Origin of the sequence: Streptococcus oralis, from assembly GCF_016028255.1 — a bacterium.
Lineage (GTDB): Bacteria > Bacillota > Bacilli > Lactobacillales > Streptococcaceae > Streptococcus > Streptococcus oralis_AC.
The window spans coordinates 932,326-952,188 of the sequence record NZ_CP065707.1 but is presented as its reverse complement, the minus strand read 5'-3'; the positions used below and the strand labels follow the sequence as shown (position 1 = coordinate 952,188).

Here is a 19,863-nt window from a genome sequence, read left to right as displayed (position 1 = left end):
CACTTCTCGAAATGATGAAGTCTTGCGGGTTATATTGGGGTGTTATTGATTAGTCAACAACAGTGAATCCCATAGAACGAGCAGTACCTTCGATCATACGCATTGCAGACTCAATGTTTGCTGCGTTCAAATCTGGCATCTTAGTTTCTGCAATTTCTTGTACTTGTGCACGAGTAACTGTAGCAACTTTAGTTTTGTTAGGTGTACCTGATCCTTTTTCAACACCTGCAGCTTTTTTCAAAAGAACAGCAGCTGGTGGTGTTTTTGTAACGAAAGTAAATGATTTGTCTTCGTATACTGAGATAACAACTGGAATGATCATACCAGCTTGGTCAGCTGTACGAGCGTTGAACTCTTTTGTGAATCCCATGATGTTGATACCAGCTTGACCAAGAGCAGGTCCAACTGGTGGAGCTGGTGTAGCTTTACCAGCAGGGATTTGCAATTTTACAAGTTTTTCGACTTTTTTAGCCATTTTTAAATCCTCCTTTGTGGTTTTGGCGGTAATTAGAGATTTTTACCTCCCACAAGTATGCTTTACGCATACCTTTCCATTATACACTATTTATCTAAAAATGCAAGAGAAAAATTTCTTTTTTAATCGACATAATCTCCGCCTTCAAAGCCATAGTATTCTTCCAAACTAAGACCACTTGCAGCAATTTCTTTGGCTTCTTTTCCAACGTAGCGAAGATGCCATTCTTCCGCCATGTAGCCAGTCTCTTTTTCCTTGCCTTTGAGATAGCGAACAACAAAACCATAGTCAGCTGCGTGGTCCAAGAGCCACTGAGCTGCTTTTTCTTCTGTTACCAATTCTCCATTAGTCCCAATCAAATCAAAAGCAAGACCTGTTTGGTGTTCACTGTATCCAGGGCGAGCTGAGTAGCGATCTGCCTCTTCTTTACCATCTTGATTCACATAGTCTTGATAAAGCTTGGTTTGAGTTTCATAACTTCTAAAACCGCTGTAGTGATCGCTGATTGGGTAGCCAGCTGCTTGCATTGCTGCAATGAGTTTCAGCAACTCTGCTTTAGCTGTTGGATTTTCTCCTGGATTGTAGTCTTTTGACAAAGGATAGTGCTTATTAGCTACGACGATTTCATCGTATTTTCCTTGTATACTATAGTGGTCTCCCTTATTCACAACTTCTGCCTTTTTCTGACTAGAGGCTTGAGATTTGCTCCCTACAGTTCCCTCAGGTTGACTAGTTTGCTCCGTCTTTTGAGCACTGTCTTCATTTTTAGGTTTTTCTTGAGAACATGCTGCTAGGGTTACTGCCAGTAAACCAGATAAAACGATGTATCTTTTTTTCATTTTTTCTTCCTCTCTTATACCAAGTGCTTCTCTAATTCATCGGATAAGGCTTTAATCATTTGTTCCAACTCATGGGATTTCACTTGGCAATCTTCTGCCGCCATTTCTTCCCATGGCACCCACCAGACTGGACCACGGCCATTCAATCCATGACCCCTCATATCACCTGATCGTCTTGGAAAGAGGTGCCAGTGAGCGTGGGCATCTCCATTTCCTAGGAGTTCAATATTCATCTTTTCAGCTTTAAACGTTTTGGCGACAGCTTCTTGGACCAAACTCATTTCCTCTAGAAAACGAAGTTTTACAGAAGTCTCCATATGGTGGAGTTCTGTGACATGCTCTTTTGCTAAAAACAAGGTATAGCCCTTAAAGTATTGGTGGTCTCCAATAACAACATAGCCTGTCTCTAGTTCTTTTACAAAGTAGGGATTTTCCCCTGCCTTGATCCATTCAATTCTTTGACAAATCAAGCACATATTAGTCTACCAAGGTGCTCTTGAGATAAGCATCGACCATACGCTCAGTCGCCACGACAGAATCAATGTGTGTTCGTTCGTAAGAGTGACTGGATTCAATACCAGCTCCAAGGAGGGCGTGTTTGACCTCTGCTCCTGCTGACATAGCTGCCGAAGCGTCCGATCCGTAAAATGGATAGATGTCGAGCTTAAATGGAATATCTTGCTCCTTCGCCAAAGCTACCAAGTGTTGACGGAAGTCATAGTGATAGGGACCTGAAGCGTCCTTGACACAGATAGACACTGTATACTCATCCGTCTGCTGGTCATCGCCCATAGCTCCCATATCTACAGCTAGATATTCCACCACTTGAGTTGGAATATTGGAGTTAGCACCGTGGCCCACCTCTTCGAAGACTGAAAAAGCAAAATGAGTTGTTACTGGCAATGCAATCCCCTCTTCCTTATAAACACGAAGAAGATTGAGCAAAATTGCTGCGCTGACCTTGTCATCCAAGTGACGAGACTTGATAAAACCAGTCTCTGTCACGACAGTTCGCGGGTCAAAACTGATAAAGTCGCCAACCTCGATGCCCAAGGCGCGCGTTTCCTTTTCATTGGTTACTTTTTCGTCCAAACGCACTTCTATATTGTCCTGTGTGCGTTCTGCAGTTCCTGCATCCTTGTAGACATGACAAGAAGTCTGGTGAATGAGGATGGTTCCAGATACCTTTTGACCTGTGCTAGCCACATGAACCGTACAGTTCTCCCCTTCAATCATGTTCCAAGGGAAACCACCGATACGATCTAATTTGAGACGGCCATCCGGTTTGACTGCACGAACAATAGCACCCAGCGTATCCACATGGGCAGTCACATAGCGCTGTTGGTCATCATTTTGACCTTTAATGGTCACATTGACACCACCCTTGGCTGTACGAACTGGCTGGTAGCCAAGTTTCTCTAAAGTATGGACTAGATAGTCTGAAATCTCACGAGTAAAACCCGTCGGAGATGCAATAGCGGTTAATTCTTTGATATAGTTTACAGTTTGATTCATTTCTTCACCTCTTCCTACCATTATAACATTTTTCTAGTCAGACTCCTTCTCAAAAGGAGAAAAACTGTGTTTAGTTGCTTTCACTATAGATCCATGTTATAATACAAATACTTTGATTATGAAAGGAAAGTAATAGATATGAAATCATACTTTAAAGTATCACTAGCCCTTGTGGCTTCACTTGTCCTCCTGCTCGGATGTTCCAAACAAGCATCAACACCTGCAAACAGCAGTTCTAAAGAAGACACAACAACTCAGTCAAGTGAGAGCAAACAAAGCACTGAGCAATCTTCTGAGAAGAAAGAAACAGCCAAGACACATACTTTTGTCAACAAAAGCAATCCTGGAATCACTTCTACCTTGGTTTATACTGTAGAAGGCGACAATGTTACCAAGCAAACCGCTCAGAATGTTGCAGATCCTGAAATCCTTGGTGCAACTCCAGAAGAGGTCAAGAGTACACTCGAGGATACCTATAAAGGTTATTACGGGCTAAAAGGTGTTAAACAAACCATTGAAATCAAAGATGGAAAAGTTGTTCAAGATCTCGAAGTTGATTTCTCAACTGCAAGCCTTGACGAACTTAGAAAAGCACTCCCTGAAGAATATCCTGGTATTGGAAATCGTGTCAGTTTCTCAATCTCTAAAAATGGACTAGAGACAATGGGATTTACTGAAGAAACTAACTAATCCTCCAAAGTTAATATAGGCAAAAATCCTTGGCTCAAGCCAAGGATTTTTTTATTCCATTTCAAAAACATCGCTTTCTTGCTTGTTTGGTAAAACCAAGGAAAGCAAAATTCCAATAATAGCTGGCACCAACCATGGTAGAGAGGCAGCTGCAAACGGAAGAGCATTGACGAGATTTGCTAGAAACTCAATCTTAAAGGAACTGCCAAGGACGCTTGCAAGAGCAATAGCTGTAACGACTGCAATTGTTAACTGCATGCCCGGTTTTGATAGAGTAACAAACTTATTAACAATCACGATCATCACAATGGCGATGGTGATTGGGTACAAGATTACCAGTACTGGCACTGAATACTTAATGATTGCATCAAGACCAAGATTTGCAATAGCAAACCCAATCAAGGTAAAGGCAGTGGCATAGACCTTGTAGCTGATTTGTGGGAAACGACCGTTAAAGAACTCGGCTGTCGACACAATCAAGCCAACTGTCGTTGTGAAGCAGGTTACAGTTACCATAACAGCAAGGAAGAGTTGAGCTGTTGAACCAAAGATTTCCTGAGTTGCTTGTGACAAGATATAAACACCTGGTGTTCCACCCTTCATCGCTTCTGCTGGTACTGGGAAATGATTTCCAAGGAAACCTAAACCAATGTAAAGAGCGCTAAAGGCAAGAGCTACAACGATACCAACCACCCAAATAGTTGAAATGTATTCTTTCTTACTGGAGAATCCAAGTTGTTTCAAGGTTTGAACAGCGATTACGCTGAAGGCCACTGAGGCAAGGGCATCTAAGGTGTTATACCCTTCTAGGAAACCTGTACCAAAGGCAGAAGCTTGATAAGCATCTGAAGCCGCTTGAGGGCTTGTTCCACCATATTTGAAGGCACCTAGTACAACCAAGATAACGATCAACAAGGCAAAAACTGGCGTTAAGATACGTCCGATTCGATCCAAAATCTTTGATGGATTGAGTGAAATCAGATAGGCTGTTGCAAAATACAGCACAGTAAAGATAATCAATCCTAGACCTTTATTTGCTTCAGACAAGAGGGGGCTAATCCCAACTTCGTAAGCTGTTGTAGCTGTACGCGGAATAGCAAAGAAGGGACCAATCGATAGATAGAGAACTGCAAGATAAAGCGTTGCAAACCAAGGTGAGATTTTCTTAGAAATCTCGTGAATGTATCCTTTAGGGTTTAGAGTTCCAATAATAAGTGTCAAGACGGCAATACCGACACCTGAAAAGACAAAACCTGCGATGGCAGGAAGAAACTGTTCTCCAGATAGGGCACCTAGAGAAGGTGGAAAAATCAAGTTTCCCGCACCAAAAAATATTCCAAACAGGAGCAAGCCTGTTAGGGCACCTTTTTTAGCCATAAAAATCTCCTTCATATTTCTAAAATACTGACCTAGTATACCATGATTAAGACTCTGAAAAAAGTATCCAAAATTAATCATTGAATGTTTTCAATATTTTTAAAAATAAGAATTATCTAAAAACAAATTTCTCCTACCTAGTCCACACCAAGTAAGAGAAATGCAAAATTTTAAAGATTTTCAAAGGCCGTCATTCCACCTTGGACATTGATAACGTCATAACCCTGTTCAGCTAGAAATTGACAAGCACGCGCTGATCTCATCCCAGATTTACAAATGACATAATGCAAGAGGTCCTTGTCCAATTGATCATAGATATCAGCTAATTGACTAAGTGGTAGATTCTGAGCACCTTCTAAATGAAGCGGCTCGAACTCTTCTACTTCTCTCACATCTAAGACTGAAAGGGACTCTTTCTGATAGAGCTGGTAAAATGCGTCGAAGGCTATTTCTTTCATCATTTCTTCTTTTTGATGCCATTAAGGCAAGATTAAAACCCCATAGGTAAATCCAATCGACTCTAAAAATCGGAACAAGTCTTGGGTTTTAATAAAAATAGTCTTTTCATTGGTATTGGGATGGAAAGTCATGATCTCTTCTGACAAAATATCTTTGTCAAAGTATACCTGAATATCTTTTTCTGCATTATTCAACAAACCAAAAGGTGACACCGTCCCTGCTGACAGGTTCATTTTCTCAGCCAAAGAATCTGCTGAAGCCATGCGAATCCGATTAGCTCCCACTTGAACTTTAAAGTCATCCATATCCAATCGTTTCTTGTCATCCATTATGAGTAGATAGTACTGGGTTTTCTTCCTATCGGTCAAAAACATGGACTTAGTCCGGACTCCTTCCATTCCTTCAATATAGCTATCTGCCTGCTCTGTCGTAAATACAGGTGGGTGCTCCACCACATCAAAGGTGATTCCCAACTCTTGCAAGGTATTAGCTACTTGTTGATAAGCGTCCATAGTTTTTCTCCTTTATTGATGAATAATCTTTTGTACCAATGCTTGCAACTCTGGCACCACTTCTGACTCAAACCAAGGATTCTTAGCCATCCAGATTTGATTACGAGGAGAAGGGTGAACTAGAGGAAAATATTCTGGCAAATAGTCTTTGTAGTGTTTTACCCGCTCTGTTACCTTGCCACTGATTTTCTCATGTAAATAGTAGGCTTGGGCATACTGGCCAATCAAAAGGGTCAATTCAATATTTGGACATTCCTTGAGGAGTTGTGGGTGCCATTTTTCGGCAAAGCCTTTACGGGGTGGAAGGTCGCCCGATTTTCCATGTCCTGGGAAATAAAAGTCTATGGGAATAACTGCAAACAAGCCCGAATTGTAAAAGGTGTCTTCATCCACACCTAGCCACTCACGCAAGCGATCGCCACTCTTATCCTTCCAATAAATCCCAGCTTCTTGCGTTTTAAGCCCAGGAGCCTGACCGACAATATTGATGCGGGCAGTTTTTGGCGCCGCAAAGAGAGGTTCGATTCCACGTTCTGTATAGCTGGTATTTTGCGGATCCGCCATAATGGCTTGCTTGATTCTTTCGATTTGAGACATCTGTTTTCCCTCCAAAAAGAAGTCCAAGCATACAATCTCAGACTTCTATCGTTTTATTTGATTAATTCATAGATAGCTTCTGCATAGATTGCTGCTGCTCGGAAGAGATCGTCCAAGGCGATAAATTCATTAGCTTGGTGCATGGTGTCAATAGAGTCTAGGAACATGGCACCGTAGGCAACTCCACGTTCCAGCAAGCGACCAAAGGTACCACCACCGATGACTTGCTCGTGACCTTGGAGACCAGTTTGTTTTTCATAAACATTCAACAAGGTTTGAACGAGTGGATCTTCCATTGGTACATAGTGAGGGGTATGACCGTGTTCAGAAAGGCTAACAGAAGCAACTGGTAAGTTTTCAAGGATTGACTTGATTTGTTCTGGACTTGTTCCTTTTGGATAACGGAAGTTGAGGGCAATGGTATTGTCAGCACTTGTTTCATCGAAGCGGAAGACACCCGCATTCATAGAAAGGGCACCCATCTTTTCATCAACATGAGCAACCTTGAGATTTTCACCTTCATGGTCATTCAAGAGAATCTTACCAGCGATGTCAAGGTAGTCTTTTGCAGGCCCAGCAAAGTCAAACTGACTGAGGAAGAATGCTAGGTAAGTAGCTCCATTGACACCTGAAGCAGGCATAGCACCATGGGCAGATTTACCAATCACAGTCACCTTGTACTGACCGTTTTCTTCTTGGAGTTCTCCTCTAAGTTTGTGCTCTGCAACAAAGGAATCTAGTTTAGCTTGCAAGTCAGCCAAGTCACCTGAAACAAGTGCTGTTGCTGATTCAGGTACCATGTTTTCACGCAAACCACCTGTGAAGCTGTGAAGACGGGCAGCACCAGCATTTTCACCTGCAAAGTGGAGGTATTCTGTGATGTTTCCTTTTTCACCATTGATGATAGGGAATTCAGCATCTGGAGAGAAACCGAAGTCTGGTTTCGCAAGTCCTACGTGCTCAAAGTAGTAGTCCATGTCTGCCCAACCTGATTCTTCGTCTGTTCCGACAATGAAACGAACTTTCTTAGAAGTTGGAAGACCCAATTCTTTGATGATTTTCAAACCATAGTAACAAGCTGTTGTAGGACCCTTGTCATCAGAAGCTCCACGCGCATAAAGGCGACCATCTTTGATAGTTGGTGTATAGGGATCTGTGTCCCAACCGCTACCAGCAGGCACTACGTCCATGTGGGCAAAAATTCCAAGAACTTCTTCTCCATCACCAAACTCGAAATGTCCTGCATAGTTATCAACATTTTTAGTTGGATAACCATCACGGTCTGCGATTTCAAGGAATTTCTCCAAGGCTTTTACCGGACCAGGACCAAATGGATGTTCAGCATCGGCCTTGCTGTCGTCACGTTCTGAGTTGATTTCCAAAAGGCTAAACAAGTCAGCCAAGAGGTCTTCTTTGCGTTTTTCTACTTCTGCTGTAAAATCAATTGCTGTCATTTTTTCTTCTTTCTATCTTTTCTCGATGATTTCATCTACTGGCAAGCGGTAGCTTGGTTCTAATTTTTCGTCTGTGTAACCCACTGTAATCAAAAGTTCTGGGCGGAAACGGTCTTCAATTTCCAAAACTTCGTTGGTTTTTGATTTGTCAAATCCAAGGATAATGTTAGAACCAATTCCTTGGTCTGTAAGAGCGAGAACCAAGTTCATGGCAACCAAACCTGCATTGAGGGCCAGGTAGTCACTGACCTGTTGGTCACTGTAACGCGCAAATTCTGCAGGCAAATTTTTCATAAAGTATTGAAGCTGCTCCTCTGAGAAATTGTTCGCACCACCAACTCGGGCAATCTTGCGAGCACGTTTAGCCAGGTCTGCATCAGTAAACAAGGCAATGGTCACTGGCGCTGACGATACCTGCTCAAAGTTCGAACCATAAGCTAATTTTGCCAATTCAGCATTTTTCTCACGAACGACCACAAACTTCCATGGCTGGCTATTGTGGGCACTTGGAGCCAAAGTTGCGATTTCGATAGCCGTGCGTACATCTTTGGGATCCACCGGCTTATCAGTGAAATGCTTGGTCGCATGACGTTTTTTGTTTAATTCAAGAAATTTCATAATCGATTTCCTTTTCTAATTCTACTGCTTCCATTCTACCATATTTTGAAAGAGCTTGCAGAGATTTTTCATAGGAAAAGCAAGAGCAAAAAAAACTGCTCTGTGCAGTTTGTAATAATTATTCTATATCACTCACTATAAAATTAGCAAATGGAATCATACTGAGATAGCTTCTCCGTTGTCACTTCTTCCAACTTTTTCTTTACCTGACCTTTTATGGCCGTATCCATCTGAGATTTTATTTTCCTAATAGCGACTTTTGTCTCCTCCGCACTTTCTCTCACTTTTTCTTTATAGTTGGTTTGCAAAGAATTTTTTTCCTTTAGGATTACTGTCGCCATTGTATAGATTCTATTCTTCTCCATCATGCGATACATCTGACGTAAAGCAAATTCATATTCTTCATCTGTATAATATTCATTTAATGGTGCGAGCATATGACCTCCTTAAATCTCCGATTGTCTGTTCTAACTCATCTTGCTTTTTACGATAATCTCTGTTTAACAAATCCTCTCGATACTGCAATTCATCTTCTCTGCGCCTACACATAAATTGAGAATCCTCCATCAATTGTTGTAAACTTCTATAAAACTGTTCTCCATCTTGGTAACTGTGTTGTCCTTTTTGAAGAAAGGCATCCATTTTGCTAGCTTCGTCTTCGACGATTCGGGCAAGGCGGTCTCGACGTTCATAGAGTTCATTGCGTTGATTCGTAAAAGTTGCTTTCCGCTTTAGATACTCATCTTCCAAATCACAATACTCTTTTTCTTTTGCTTTTAACTTTTGGAAGACTAAATCCGACTGTTCCATTTTCTAAATTCTCCTGCCAATTCCTTATCTGTAGCTAGTTTACTCTCAATGACTTGGATAATCTGTTGGTTAAGGGTATCAAACTCTGTGGCTAGTTTTTCAACCTTTTGATTCATTTGCTCAAAATCTTGCTTAACTGAATCGACAATCGTATCCTGAGTCACACCCGCAGACACAAAAGTCGATAGAACTTCATCATAACTCAGGTATCGGAAACTACTAAAGTCAAGCTGATTCCATAGTTCTTGTGCTTTTGACACCACCTCTTCTTGAAGGTGCTTGACGTCGTCTGCACCAGCTCGAGCCGCATTAGCCATTCCTTCCCCTAGTGCCATCCCCTGCAAGCTATCCAAGTATATTTCTTCCTTGCTTGACAAACCATCTGCCGAGAGGTAGCTTTTGATTTTTTGGTAGCGGTACATACCTGCTGTTGCTTCTGCTAGCGCCGTTACTTTGAGATTCGTGACTCGTTTTCCGTCCAAATCAACTAGCTGGCCATTCTCATCAAATCGCCACTGGGACAAGTTATGATATTCTAACTTGTCACCCCAGTTATCTTTTGCAGGGTAGATGTAGGGAAATATAGCTGTTTGAGTCGTATTTCCCGTAATATTGCCAATAACATCATACTTATGACGGAAATTGCGAAATTGTTCTGGATGTTCTTGCATATACTTGATTTCTTCTTTCGAAATCAAGTTATGAATATCTGGCCCATTATACCCAACATTGGCATAACCTCGCTTTAAAGCGACATACATAGCCAGAGACTCTCCAAGCGAATGCCCCGCAGTTGTAATTTTAGCAGAGGGAAAAGTTTTTTCGATTTCTTCCGCAAAACTCAGAGCCGTTTGAAATTGAGATTTTCTAAATGTCTTTGTTTTCAAATCCGACAACACCTGTCTATCACCAAATCCTATTGATTGGATATCTGTTTGGATGTCAAGTCGATCGTCTTTATTCGTCCCTGCATAGGCAATCACTACATGGCTATAATCCACATTCCCATTTTTATCCACAGGAGCAACTGCCATCGCCTGCATACCGTTGGAGGTGTTGTCTATAGGATTAGAGATTACTTTAAACCGATCGTTCCCAACTAAATCACCCTTACTATAAGGCCTATTCACCTTTAGAGCATCCACTTTATAAACATCATCAGCAATATATCTATAATCTTTTTCAGTTATCATTTTAATTTACCATATCTTACATCTATGTCCAAGTCTGATTTACTATCAATCTGTTTTCTCTTCTCTAAAACCTCACCTGAATTTCTAGATGTTAGTTGGGACATGCTAATCTCACCACCTAGATTCCATAATGTGAATCTAACATAGTACTTATCATTAACAAGCGCATCACCACTCCATGTTCCTGTTATATTATCTTTAGAGAAAGATTCGAATTCTACCGTGCGAACTCCTTCGTAATGATTGACTAAGTATAACGCCATCCTATCCTGTTCGATCCTCATTTTCTCTTCCAATGTCTTTTCTTTTTGGTGATTCAAACTAAACATTACAATCCCTCCTATAATACAGATTACTAAAGTAATAATACCCCATTTTTTACGCTTATTCATTAACACACCTCCTTATATTATTCTATAAAGTAACTAGCCTCAACTACCTTATAGTATAACATAAATGGCTATTTAATTAACATTGGCATAATTCAAGGCTGTCACAAACTGAGGAACTACTACTTTCGCAGAATTTAGGCTAGAACGAAGCTGTAGTTTATCCCTCCCAAGACCTAAAGACTGTAGATCCGTTTCAATGTCTTTTATGTCATCTTTATTCGTCCCTGCATAAGCAATCGCTACATGGCTATAATCCACATTCCCATTTTTATCCACAGGAGCAACCGCCATCGCCTGCATACCGTTGGAGGTGTTGTCTATAGGATTAAAGATTACTTTAAACTTACCCAATTCTACATTATCTGGATTATAATAATACTCTTCACCTTCTGTAGGATGATACATCACATCATTTCGCTTTTTCTCAACCCAATATGATTGTTCTGCTATCCAATTGATTTTTTCTTCCGTAATTCCCATTTATTCTCCTAAATAATTTATCGTTATGTCATTTATACTAATATCTTGTATCGCTAAAGGTTGACTTCTCTGGAAATCTTTAAAATCAGAAACAGGGTTAAGACCCAATGAATCCGTATCATTATTAAGTCTTTTCAAGTCTCTAAAAGGAATCGTCGTTTCCTTATTTAGTCCATTTTTTCTTAATTCAATATTTAATAAATAAGTACCAGTTTTCTTATCCTTGGTAAATTCTATAAATTTGACTGAATCTACATCATATCCTTTAATAATTCTTTTAACTACAGTATCCTGTTGCGTTTTTGTCAAAGTTAATTTATTCTCAAAATTTTTACTATTTGGATGATTTAAACTAAACATCACGATTCCTCCTATAATACAGATTACTAAAGTGATGATACTCATTTTGATTCGTTTTTTCATGGTAACTCCTTGTCTATGTCATTCTTTTTAAAGAAAGGTAAGATGAAGTTTTTATAAAATCCCAATGTAGCTACTGATAAAAACAAACAATCAACCACAATAATTGCAACAGATAACCACGGTGATAATGGAATTTTATGTCCTGCTGTATCAGTAATCCTCTCCAAATGAAAATTTCTAAGAACCAAATAAAGATAATAACTGTTCAATAGACTTGCCACATAACCAATCAAAACCAGGGATTTCAAGCTTGTAAATATCCATATACCTAATAAGGGAAGGATTATTATCAACAAGGGAAGACCCCAGAAAATAAATGTCAAAAAAAGGAACGTTGGACCATTCCACAACCAGAGACAATAAAGAAGACATAGGTAAGAAATGATATAGACTATTCCTAATATATTATTGCTTATTTTAACCATAATTTCCCCTCAATCCATTTCCGTTTATTATATCATATCTCATCTCTATACTACTATTAGATTAGATAACTAATTTTTATATTATTAATTGTCTTTGTATAGGGAATATCCGTCTTGTCAACAGCCATGTCTTCTAAATAATATCCAGATGTTCGTATAACATCCCCAAAAGCATCCTCTGCTAGGGATATTGTTGCCATTCCATTGATTACAAGTGTTATTCGCCAGGTTCCTGTTGTTTCATTTTTTCTGAATTCTATGAATTCTATAGTTTCAATCGAATTCTGTGTTTTTAATTTTACTCTATTAACCACAAATAGTGCCATCCTATCCTGTTCGATTCTCATTTTCTCTTCCAATGTCTTTTCTTTTTGGTGATTCAAACTAAACATTACAATCCCTCCTATAATGCAGATTACTAAAGCAATAATACCCCATTTTTTACGCTTATTCATTAACACACCTCCTTATATCATTCTATAAAGCAACTTGATCTCAATTACCTTATAATATAGGGCCAATAGCCACTATGATCTTGTGCATTGAATTCAAGATTAGCATGGTTCAATAGCGATTTCCTTTTCTAATTCTACTGCATCCATTCTACCATATTTTGAAAGAGCTTGCAGGGATTTTTCATAGAGTTAGTACTTCTTTCAAACTCTCTGCTATTAATTTGGAGCTATTTAAGTAGGTATCGCTTTAGATTTGAAGCAATCAAAAAGCAGGTGATCGAACACCTACTTTCTTATATTATTGACCAGATGTGTATGGAGCAATTGCTTTATAAGCCGCTTCCAGCGCTTTCTTCATTGTATCACGTCCAGTTTTCAACTGTTGAACAAATAGAGTACGAGTTTGTTCTGGCACTACTGTATCATCAGAACCAATACTTGAAAGGCTTTCGTTAAATGACTCTCTTACAGTCTCCATAGACTTAAGCGCTGGTTCAACTTGGGCGTTATATGCTTCTTTTCCACTCTCTGGAATTTTCTCCCCAATTTCAACTGCATGCTTTTTATAATTGTCGACTAGTTTACCAAAGACTTTCTTCACATCTCCAACAGTTTTAGCATTGTCAATTTCTTCATCGGTGATCAAAACAACCTCATTATTTTCTGTCTTTGAACTAGACGTTGTTGATGAAGCCTCTGAAGAAGTTTTCTCTACAGAGCTTGAAGTCTTAGTCGAAGAGTCAGACGTTGTTTTCCCTGAACATGCTGCTAAAACAACAACAGATAAAAGAGCCATACTGGCTGTAATAATTTTCTTCATAATGTTCTCCTTTTTATTAAGAATTAAGTTCATTGTATAACAAAATAATTTCAATGTCAAACTTTAGCTAAGCCATCTTTTCTTCCTTATTGTCTGACTCTTTTCTAAGCGATTCGACTACAAACCTTACTTCAAATTAAGGGCGTCCATTTTATTTCTCACTTTGCAAAAAATCAAAATAGGTCTTTACATCCTCTACATACCCGTGCTTTTCAATTAAACTAGCTAAGAGTTCTAGATTGTGCCCCTGATAGTTATCTTCTCTGCGTAGCTCTTCATACATTTCAATAAAGGGAAGTCCCTTGGACTTGGCTAATTCTAGCTCCACTTCATAGTCATAAGAAACTTTTCGGAATAGAATGTTTACCAATTCCCCATCTTCTACTTCTATCACGGCATACTGAGCACGGTGATTTTTTAACGCCTCCCAATCAAAATAGGGCATGCCAATCGAACCAGGGTTGATAATTTGTTGCCCTTGACTACCATAACGAAGCAACTGCTTGTGGACATGACCGTAGACTGCCACATCTGTCTCCTCATCAAGTAGCCGGTCAAATTTCTCCGTATCATTGTCAACCAGTAGATCACTCCCATAGTTTTTGTCAGGCAAATTATGAGAAAGAGAAAAGCGCAGTCCGTCAACTTCTTTCTTTTCCAGCAAAGGCAAGCTTCGTAGCCAGACAATCGTTTCAGGATCCATTCGCTCCATCAAAAACTGGGTCATACGTAAGAACTGGACTTCCTGTGGGTCTTCTAAGCCATATTGGCCATCTAAAGCCTCAAGGACACAATCATCCCAATTGCCTCGAACACTTGCTGTGATAGGAAGTTCCTTTAACAGAGCGACCAAGTCATTTGCACCTGGACCCGGGAGGAAAATGTCTCCCATAAGCCAATATTCACTGGCTCCTTGAGTTTTAGCATCTGCAATCACTGCTTCTAGTGCCGTTGCATTGCCATGAATGTCTGATAAAATTGCGATTTTATGGTTCATGATGATTTCCTTCCGTTTGGTAATCTACTCTCTCTTCTGCCACTTGAGCCAATTCCACTTCTTCCTGAGGGTTCAACTTCCTCTGAACAGCTTTTGCGACTGCTCTTGGCACCCCAACTTCGACAATCTCATCCACACTGGCTTCCTTGATTTTGGTCAGAGACTTGAAATGCTTCATGAGATTCTGTTTGCGTTTAGGTCCCAGACCGTCAATCCCATCCAATTGAGATGAAAAAGAATTTTTGGAGCGCAGTTGGCGGTGGAAAGTGATAGCAAAGCGGTGTACCTCATCTTGGATGCGTTGGAGCAGGAAAAATTCCTGAGAATTGCGAGATAACTCTACCACTTCCAGTGGATCTCCAAAGAGCAGTTCATGGGTTTGGTGCTTGTCATTCTTTTGCAGACCTGCAATTGGAATATCCAATCCTAGCTCTTCTTGAATGACCTGCTTGGCAATATTGACTTGACCTTGCCCCCCATCAATCACAATCAAATCTGGCGGGGTTAAACCTTCTCGTTGAACTCGGCCATAACGTCTGCGAATGACTTCTCTCATACTGGCATAATCATCTGGACCGACAACCGTTTTTATCTTGTACTTACGGTAGTCTTTTTTACTGGGTTTACCATTGACAAAGACCACCATAGCTGAAACTGGACTGGTTCCCATAATATTAGAGTTATCGAAGGACTCGATGCGGACTGGAGTCGGGATTTGGAGCAAGCGTCCTAGATTTTCAATAGCTCCTTGGGTCTTTTCAACAGATTTCTCTAGCAGATTGAACTTCTGCTCTAGACTGACTCGAGCGTTCTTTATAGCCAGATTGATCAGTTGCTTTTTCTCTCCACGTTGGGGTTTGATAATCTTGGTATCCACCAAGGCCTTGACTGCTTCTTCATCAATATCCTGCGGGATCAATACCTCATTGGGAACCAGGTGGGATTTTTCTTGATAGAATTGTCCCACATAGGTCAAAAAGTCCTCGTCCGGATCATTGTAATAGGGAAAAAGATTGACATCCCGCTCAATGAGCTTGCCCTGACGAACAAAGAAAACCTGAACACACATCCAGCCCTTATCCACATAGTAACCAAAGACGTCTCGATTTTGCAAATCTTTCGCCATGACCCGTTGCTTGGTCCTAAGTGTTCCAATGGCCTGAATCAGGTCACGGTATTCCGCCGCACGTTCAAATTCCATACTTTGAGCTGCCTTTGCCATCTTACCCTTGAGGTCATCGATGATTTTGTCATCCTGCCCTTTTAAGAAGTCAGAAACCTCCTGAGCCATAGACTTGAAATAAGCCTCATCTTTTTTACAGATGGTATGAGCCATACACTGGCCGATATGGTAGTAAAAACAGACCTTAGAGGGCGGGTTGGTACATTTCCGAAAAGGAAAAATCCGATCCAAGAGTCGCTTGATTTCATTGGCTGCCCCTACATCTGGATAGGGACCAAAGTAGAGACCACCGTCCTTTTTGACCTGACGGGTGATAATCAAGCGAGGATAACGCTCATTGGTGATTTTGATGAAGGGATAGGACTTATCATCCTTGAGCATGATATTGTACTTGGGCTGATTTTCCTTGATGAGGTTAATTTCCAGCAGGAGGGCCTCAATATTAGACTCGGTGACGATAAATTCAAAATCCACAATTTCGGATACCAGAGCCTCCGTCTTGGTATCATGACTTCCACGGAAATAAGACCGCACGCGGTTACGCAGATTTTTAGCCTTTCCTACATAGATAATAGTGCCATTTTTATCCTTGTGAATGTAGCAACCGGGACTAGTCGGCAAGAGCTCCAGTTTTGATTTGATCAAGTTATTCATAGTTCCATTATAGCAAAAAGCCTGTAACAGGACGAACAAAAAGCCCCACCAATCGCTTGATGGAGGAGCTTTGATTTCATTTCGGATTGCACTGACTTCATCTAGTCGCTACTGGTATAGAGTTCTTGAACAGCTGTCACATCCCGAGGCTGAATTCCATAGTAGGAGCCTGCTGGCTGCATGACAGAAATCTCGTTGGTATGATCCAATCCGATGGCATGCCCCAGCTCGTGCTCCGCCGTGTGCACGATCCGTTCATAAGAATAACCATAGTTTGGATTGGATAGATAATAGTGATTCAGGCGAACCGTTACAGATATAAATTGATTGGTTAACAGATTGGTTTGACTCTCAGCTTGACCTGCTACAGCGGTCGATCCATCATTCATCTCACTTGCCACAATATCTGCCTGGCTAGGATCTACAACCACCTCAAAGGTAAAGGCTCCCGTTTGATTCCAGTTTTTTATAGCTTCTGCATAGGCGCCTTGGAAGGTCTCATCCATTTGAGGCTCAATATAGATGCGAGCTGAGGCCTGAGCCCACTTGCCTTCTGCATGTTGGTGACTGTCTGTCTGAGGCAAGACTTCCAGCCTTCCCGTCTCCTTCCATTGATTCCAGCCACCTTGACCAATCTTGCTCATTTTTTCAACCTGATTGACCGCAGAATGAAAATCACCTGTCAGATACCAAACCACTCCAAAAGCAATGAGCAGTAGAATAGCCACAGTCCAAACCAGACGCCAGAAGAAACGCCAAATTCCCAAAAGAAATCGGAAGAATAATCGAATAATCTAGAACATGACGCTCCACCTTTCATAAAAATAAGAACCTATCTTGAAATCACATTCTACTTGTTCAAGATAGATTCTCTATTTTACTGAAGAAAGCTGAAAGAAATCTAAAACTAAGATAAGCGCTCTTCCAAAACAAAGTCAATTGGTAATGTAGCTAAAAAACGCTCCAATTGTTTTTCCCAGTAGTACCACTCGTGCTTACCTGGGCTATGACTATAGGTCACCTCAAAACCTAGTTTTTTGAGGTTTTTCACTGCGAGATTATTGGCAGAGTAGAGATAGTCTTGCTCCCCACACCAAGCCCAAAGTTTGGTTTTTTTATCCGATTTCGCAGCCATGCTTTCAAGCGAATGAGGGCTAGCTGTCCAGTCTTTAATCTCTCCAAAAACTCCTCGCCAGTAGGCAAGTGATCCCATATCCTGACTTTCAGGAGAAAATTCTTGAAAACTGAGCGCACCAGAAAAACTAGCCGCATGAGAAAAACGATTCGTCGATAGAGCGAGTTTAAAGGAGCCGTAGCCACCCATGGAGAGACCTGCTATGAAGGTCTTTTCTCGCTTGCTGGTCATATTGGGAAAGAATCGTTTCATGACCTGAGGTAACTCTTCTGCTAGAGCTGTATAGTAGTTATAGCCATACTGAGTATCTGTGTACCAGCCATTGCTAGTATTGGGCATGATGACAATGAGATTGGTCCCGCGCAACAAGCGTTCGACATTGGTACGTTTGAGCCAGCTATTTTGATTTCCTGACATTCCGTGCAAAAGATAAAGGACAGGAATATCTGTGCAATCTGGTTCAGTCACCCGACTAGCATCTGGATAGAGTACGGTAACGCCCCACTCCATATCCAAAACTTCTGAGTAATACTCAATATTCATAACTGCCATGGTTTTCTCCTTTTACTATTCTATAAGAAAAAGCCGAATTTCGACTTTTTCTGTAGGTATTCTGCTTATTATTTTGCTTCCATCACGACTGGCAAGATTGCTGGACGACGCTTAGTTTGATCAAAGAGATATTTGGTCAAATTATCACGAACCTTGCCTTTGAGCTCTGCCCAGTCAAAATCATCACCTTGAAGATACTCTTCTACCGTTTTGTTAATCAAATCTGAACTTTCACGGAGAATGTCGCGGCTCTTCTTGAGGTAAACAAATCCACGCGTATGGACGCGAGCCTTAGCCACAATCTTCTTCTCACGACGGTTGACAGTGATCGCCACGATAAAGATTCCATCCTCTGACAAGACCTTACGGTCACGAAGGACCACATTTCCAACGTCCCCGATGGCATTTCCATCAATCAAGACATCACCTGCAGAAACTGCTCCAGCTGGAACAAAGTCTCCATGTTCATAAGACATGGTCGTTCCCTTTTTAGGGATGAAAATGCGCTCTGGCAACATCCCAACTGCCATGGCAGCCTTGGCATGCGCATCCAACTCACGATATTCCCCTTGGATAGGGAAAAGGTAATTTGGTTGCAAAAGATTGATCATCAACTGCAAATCACGCGCATTCCCGTGTCCGGATACTCGCAAGCTTTGGGTAATGAGTTTTACCACACCACCAGCTTGGTAGATCATGTTTTCAACACGCGCCATGACGGCTTCTTTGGCGATAGATGGAGTGGTTACGATATAGACCAAGTCCCCATCTTTGATTTCCACATAACGGTGGCGTCCAATGGACATCTTGCGAAGTCCATTAATAGGCTCACCCATACGGCCCGTCTCAAGGATAATCAACTCATGGTCTTCAAAACGAGACATTTCTTTGGGTTTAATCAAGAGACTTTCGTTGGCTAGAGACAATTTTTTAAGTCGAATCGCTGTTCGGACGATATTTTCAACATCAAATCCCGTCAAAACAACTCGACGACCTGTATCTGCAGCTGCATCAAAAACCTGCTGGATACGAGAGAGGTTGCTGGCAACAGCTGCAACAATGATACGACCTTCCCAGTCTGCAATGGTCTGGGTAATTTCATCTCCAACTTCGCTCTCACTCGCCACTTGGATATTGCTGTCCGCATTCGCAGAATCACTGAGAAGAGCTAGGACTCCCTCACGACCAATCTCCGCCAAACGAGCAAAATCAGTCGCATAGGATTTACTAGCCGTTTGGTCAAACTTGAAGTCACCTGTATAAACAATGCTGCCCTTTGGAGTTTTCAAGACGACTCCCAAACTTTCTGGGATGGAGTGAGTTGTACGGAAGAAGGAAACCACAGTCCCTCCAAAGTCAATCTCCGTATCCTCATCAATCACATGGAAGTCATTAAATTTCTTAACCGTATCATTTCCTTTGACAAAGAGTTTTGCCAACTCAATGGTCAACTCAGAGCCAAAGACAGGCACCTTAGCCTCTGCCAAAAGGTAAGGCAGAGCTCCAATGGCATCCGCATGTCCGTGGGTCAAGAAGACCCCAGCGATACGATCACTATTTTCAAAAAGGTATTCCATATTTGGAATGACGACGTCGACCCCAAGTTGTTCATTTTCAGGGTATTTAAGCCCCGCATCCAAAACAAAAATTGAATTGCCAATCTCAGCAATGTACATATTTTTCCCGTTTTCTCGTACACCACCTAGTGTTGTTAAACTGATATTACTCATTTTCCCTCCGAAACTTAATTTATCTTGATTATAGGATAGGTTTACCCTCTTATTCTAAAAGTTCTAAAACTTTCAGCC

General features: G+C 41.0%; 24 protein-coding genes. 1 reads left to right on the top strand and 23 read right to left on the bottom strand.

All coding sequences use genetic code 11. The annotated features are described in order from the left end of the window. Nucleotides 1-49 precede the first annotated feature (49 nt). The 4 genes from rplK to I6G42_RS04650 all read right to left on the bottom strand — a co-directional run bounded on the left by rplK (nt 50) and on the right by I6G42_RS04650 (nt 2,829). Nucleotides 50-475: a 50S ribosomal protein L11 gene (gene rplK, locus I6G42_RS04665; RefSeq protein WP_001085808.1), complete on the bottom strand. Its 426-nt coding sequence runs from the start codon at nt 473-475 to the stop codon at nt 50-52. Between the two features lie 122 nt (nt 476-597). After that, on the bottom strand, nt 598-1,314 hold the full coding sequence (gene ldcB / locus I6G42_RS04660) for an LD-carboxypeptidase LdcB/DacB (RefSeq protein WP_038804885.1): 717 nt from the start codon (nt 1,312-1,314) through the stop codon (nt 598-600). Nucleotides 1,315-1,328: 14 nt separating this feature from the next. Beyond that, on the bottom strand, nt 1,329-1,790 hold the full coding sequence (locus I6G42_RS04655) for an HIT family protein (RefSeq protein ID WP_038804884.1): 462 nt from the start codon (nt 1,788-1,790) through the stop codon (nt 1,329-1,331). A 1-nt stretch (nt 1,791) separates the two neighbouring features. Next, nucleotides 1,792-2,829 (bottom strand): M42 family metallopeptidase, encoded by a 1,038-nt coding sequence (locus I6G42_RS04650; protein ID WP_038805623.1) that lies wholly within the window; start codon nt 2,827-2,829, stop codon nt 1,792-1,794. Between the two features lie 138 nt (nt 2,830-2,967). Between I6G42_RS04650 and I6G42_RS04645 the strand changes: the two genes are divergently transcribed. Beyond that, on the top strand, nt 2,968-3,519 hold the full coding sequence (locus I6G42_RS04645; RefSeq protein WP_038804882.1) for a DUF1307 domain-containing protein: 552 nt from the start codon (nt 2,968-2,970) through the stop codon (nt 3,517-3,519). A 51-nt stretch (nt 3,520-3,570) separates the two neighbouring features. On the opposite strand, the gene brnQ is transcribed toward I6G42_RS04645, so the two are convergent. The 19 genes from brnQ to I6G42_RS04550 form a co-directional block, all read right to left on the bottom strand. Then, on the bottom strand, nt 3,571-4,896 hold the full coding sequence (gene brnQ, locus I6G42_RS04640) for a branched-chain amino acid transport system II carrier protein (RefSeq protein ID WP_038804881.1): 1,326 nt from the start codon (nt 4,894-4,896) through the stop codon (nt 3,571-3,573). Between the two features lie 170 nt (nt 4,897-5,066). Further along, complete coding sequence (locus tag I6G42_RS04635; RefSeq protein ID WP_038804880.1) at nt 5,067-5,354, bottom strand: rhodanese-like domain-containing protein; 288 nt, start codon at nt 5,352-5,354, stop codon at nt 5,067-5,069. 21 nt (nt 5,355-5,375) lie between these two features. Beyond that, nucleotides 5,376-5,867 carry a prolyl-tRNA synthetase associated domain-containing protein gene (locus I6G42_RS04630; protein ID WP_038804879.1) on the bottom strand — a complete coding sequence of 164 codons (492 nt, stop codon included), beginning with the start codon at nt 5,865-5,867 and terminating at the stop codon, nt 5,376-5,378. Nucleotides 5,868-5,879: 12 nt separating this feature from the next. Continuing rightward, nucleotides 5,880-6,464, bottom strand: coding sequence for a uracil-DNA glycosylase family protein (locus I6G42_RS04625; protein ID WP_038804878.1), 585 nt, complete (start codon nt 6,462-6,464; stop codon nt 5,880-5,882). A gap of 53 nt (nt 6,465-6,517) precedes the next feature. Further along, a complete protein-coding gene (gene pepV / locus I6G42_RS04620) occupies nt 6,518-7,918 on the bottom strand; it encodes a dipeptidase PepV (protein ID WP_038804877.1) in 1,401 nt (466 codons plus the stop codon). A gap of 12 nt (nt 7,919-7,930) precedes the next feature. Beyond that, nucleotides 7,931-8,536 carry a nitroreductase family protein gene (locus tag I6G42_RS04615; protein WP_038804876.1) on the bottom strand — a complete coding sequence of 202 codons (606 nt, stop codon included), beginning with the start codon at nt 8,534-8,536 and terminating at the stop codon, nt 7,931-7,933. A gap of 143 nt (nt 8,537-8,679) precedes the next feature. Beyond that, entirely contained in the window at nt 8,680-8,973 is a 294-nt protein-coding gene (locus I6G42_RS04610) for a hypothetical protein (protein ID WP_038804875.1), read from the bottom strand. Beyond that, entirely contained in the window at nt 8,954-9,346 is a 393-nt protein-coding gene (locus I6G42_RS04605; protein WP_038804874.1) for a hypothetical protein, read from the bottom strand. Before I6G42_RS04605 ends, I6G42_RS04610 begins: the two co-directional genes overlap by 20 nt. Continuing rightward, nucleotides 9,328-10,539, bottom strand: a complete 1,212-nt coding sequence (locus I6G42_RS04600; protein ID WP_038804873.1) for a hypothetical protein — start codon at nt 10,537-10,539, stop codon at nt 9,328-9,330. Before I6G42_RS04600 ends, I6G42_RS04605 begins: the two co-directional genes overlap by 19 nt. Beyond that, a complete protein-coding gene (locus I6G42_RS04595) occupies nt 10,536-10,931 on the bottom strand; it encodes a hypothetical protein (RefSeq protein WP_038804872.1) in 396 nt (131 codons plus the stop codon). Before I6G42_RS04595 ends, I6G42_RS04600 begins: the two co-directional genes overlap by 4 nt. Nucleotides 10,932-11,003: 72 nt before the next feature. After that, nucleotides 11,004-11,411 carry a hypothetical protein gene (locus I6G42_RS10045; RefSeq protein WP_050562295.1) on the bottom strand — a complete coding sequence of 136 codons (408 nt, stop codon included), beginning with the start codon at nt 11,409-11,411 and terminating at the stop codon, nt 11,004-11,006. Further along, nucleotides 11,412-11,834 carry a hypothetical protein gene (locus I6G42_RS04585; protein WP_227698176.1) on the bottom strand — a complete coding sequence of 141 codons (423 nt, stop codon included), beginning with the start codon at nt 11,832-11,834 and terminating at the stop codon, nt 11,412-11,414. 481 nt (nt 11,835-12,315) lie between these two features. Further along, nucleotides 12,316-12,714, bottom strand: a complete 399-nt coding sequence (locus I6G42_RS04580; protein WP_038804870.1) for a hypothetical protein — start codon at nt 12,712-12,714, stop codon at nt 12,316-12,318. A 298-nt stretch (nt 12,715-13,012) separates the two neighbouring features. Then, on the bottom strand, nt 13,013-13,534 hold the full coding sequence (locus tag I6G42_RS04575) for a hypothetical protein (protein ID WP_000720915.1): 522 nt from the start codon (nt 13,532-13,534) through the stop codon (nt 13,013-13,015). Nucleotides 13,535-13,685: 151 nt separating this feature from the next. After that, complete coding sequence (locus tag I6G42_RS04570; RefSeq protein ID WP_038804869.1) at nt 13,686-14,531, bottom strand: metallophosphoesterase family protein; 846 nt, start codon at nt 14,529-14,531, stop codon at nt 13,686-13,688. Next, complete coding sequence (uvrC, locus tag I6G42_RS04565; RefSeq protein WP_038804868.1) at nt 14,521-16,368, bottom strand: excinuclease ABC subunit UvrC; 1,848 nt, start codon at nt 16,366-16,368, stop codon at nt 14,521-14,523. Before uvrC ends, I6G42_RS04570 begins: the two co-directional genes overlap by 11 nt. Before the next feature lie 101 nt (nt 16,369-16,469). Further along, entirely contained in the window at nt 16,470-17,162 is a 693-nt protein-coding gene (locus tag I6G42_RS04560) for a M57 family metalloprotease (RefSeq protein WP_227698190.1), read from the bottom strand. A 113-nt stretch (nt 17,163-17,275) separates the two neighbouring features. Then, entirely contained in the window at nt 17,276-18,055 is a 780-nt protein-coding gene (locus tag I6G42_RS04555; protein WP_038804867.1) for an alpha/beta hydrolase, read from the bottom strand. A 68-nt stretch (nt 18,056-18,123) separates the two neighbouring features. Next, the gene (locus tag I6G42_RS04550) at nt 18,124-19,785 is read right to left on the bottom strand and encodes a ribonuclease J (RefSeq protein WP_038804866.1); all 1,662 of its coding nucleotides are present in this window, start codon (nt 19,783-19,785) and stop codon (nt 18,124-18,126) included. Between the last annotated feature and the right edge of the window lie 78 nt (nt 19,786-19,863).

Bases quoted from the DNA above. Each gene is read 5' to 3' on its own strand.
- rplK (WP_001085808.1), bottom strand. From the start codon at position 475: ATGGCTAAAAAAGTCGAAAAACTTGTAAAATTGCAAATCCCTGCTGGT.
- ldcB (WP_038804885.1), bottom strand. From the start codon at position 1,314: ATGAAAAAAAGATACATCGTTTTATCTGGTTTACTGGCAGTAACCCTA.
- I6G42_RS04655 (WP_038804884.1), bottom strand. From the start codon at position 1,790: ATGTGCTTGATTTGTCAAAGAATTGAATGGATCAAGGCAGGGGAAAAT.
- I6G42_RS04650 (WP_038805623.1), bottom strand. From the start codon at position 2,829: ATGAATCAAACTGTAAACTATATCAAAGAATTAACCGCTATTGCATCT.
- I6G42_RS04645 (WP_038804882.1), top strand. From the start codon at position 2,968: ATGAAATCATACTTTAAAGTATCACTAGCCCTTGTGGCTTCACTTGTC.
- brnQ (WP_038804881.1), bottom strand. From the start codon at position 4,896: ATGGCTAAAAAAGGTGCCCTAACAGGCTTGCTCCTGTTTGGAATATTT.
- I6G42_RS04635 (WP_038804880.1), bottom strand. From the start codon at position 5,354: ATGAAAGAAATAGCCTTCGACGCATTTTACCAGCTCTATCAGAAAGAG.
- I6G42_RS04630 (WP_038804879.1), bottom strand. From the start codon at position 5,867: ATGGACGCTTATCAACAAGTAGCTAATACCTTGCAAGAGTTGGGAATC.
- I6G42_RS04625 (WP_038804878.1), bottom strand. From the start codon at position 6,464: ATGTCTCAAATCGAAAGAATCAAGCAAGCCATTATGGCGGATCCGCAA.
- pepV (WP_038804877.1), bottom strand. From the start codon at position 7,918: ATGACAGCAATTGATTTTACAGCAGAAGTAGAAAAACGCAAAGAAGAC.
- I6G42_RS04615 (WP_038804876.1), bottom strand. From the start codon at position 8,536: ATGAAATTTCTTGAATTAAACAAAAAACGTCATGCGACCAAGCATTTC.
- I6G42_RS04610 (WP_038804875.1), bottom strand. From the start codon at position 8,973: ATGCTCGCACCATTAAATGAATATTATACAGATGAAGAATATGAATTT.
- I6G42_RS04605 (WP_038804874.1), bottom strand. From the start codon at position 9,346: ATGGAACAGTCGGATTTAGTCTTCCAAAAGTTAAAAGCAAAAGAAAAA.
- I6G42_RS04600 (WP_038804873.1), bottom strand. From the start codon at position 10,539: ATGATAACTGAAAAAGATTATAGATATATTGCTGATGATGTTTATAAA.
- I6G42_RS04595 (WP_038804872.1), bottom strand. From the start codon at position 10,931: ATGAATAAGCGTAAAAAATGGGGTATTATTACTTTAGTAATCTGTATT.
- I6G42_RS10045 (WP_050562295.1), bottom strand. From the start codon at position 11,411: ATGGGAATTACGGAAGAAAAAATCAATTGGATAGCAGAACAATCATAT.
- I6G42_RS04585 (WP_227698176.1), bottom strand. From the start codon at position 11,834: ATGAAAAAACGAATCAAAATGAGTATCATCACTTTAGTAATCTGTATT.
- I6G42_RS04580 (WP_038804870.1), bottom strand. From the start codon at position 12,714: ATGAATAAGCGTAAAAAATGGGGTATTATTGCTTTAGTAATCTGCATT.
- I6G42_RS04575 (WP_000720915.1), bottom strand. From the start codon at position 13,534: ATGAAGAAAATTATTACAGCCAGTATGGCTCTTTTATCTGTTGTTGTT.
- I6G42_RS04570 (WP_038804869.1), bottom strand. From the start codon at position 14,531: ATGAACCATAAAATCGCAATTTTATCAGACATTCATGGCAATGCAACG.
- uvrC (WP_038804868.1), bottom strand. From the start codon at position 16,368: ATGAATAACTTGATCAAATCAAAACTGGAGCTCTTGCCGACTAGTCCC.
- I6G42_RS04555 (WP_038804867.1), bottom strand. From the start codon at position 18,055: ATGGCAGTTATGAATATTGAGTATTACTCAGAAGTTTTGGATATGGAG.
- I6G42_RS04550 (WP_038804866.1), bottom strand. From the start codon at position 19,785: ATGAGTAATATCAGTTTAACAACACTAGGTGGTGTACGAGAAAACGGG.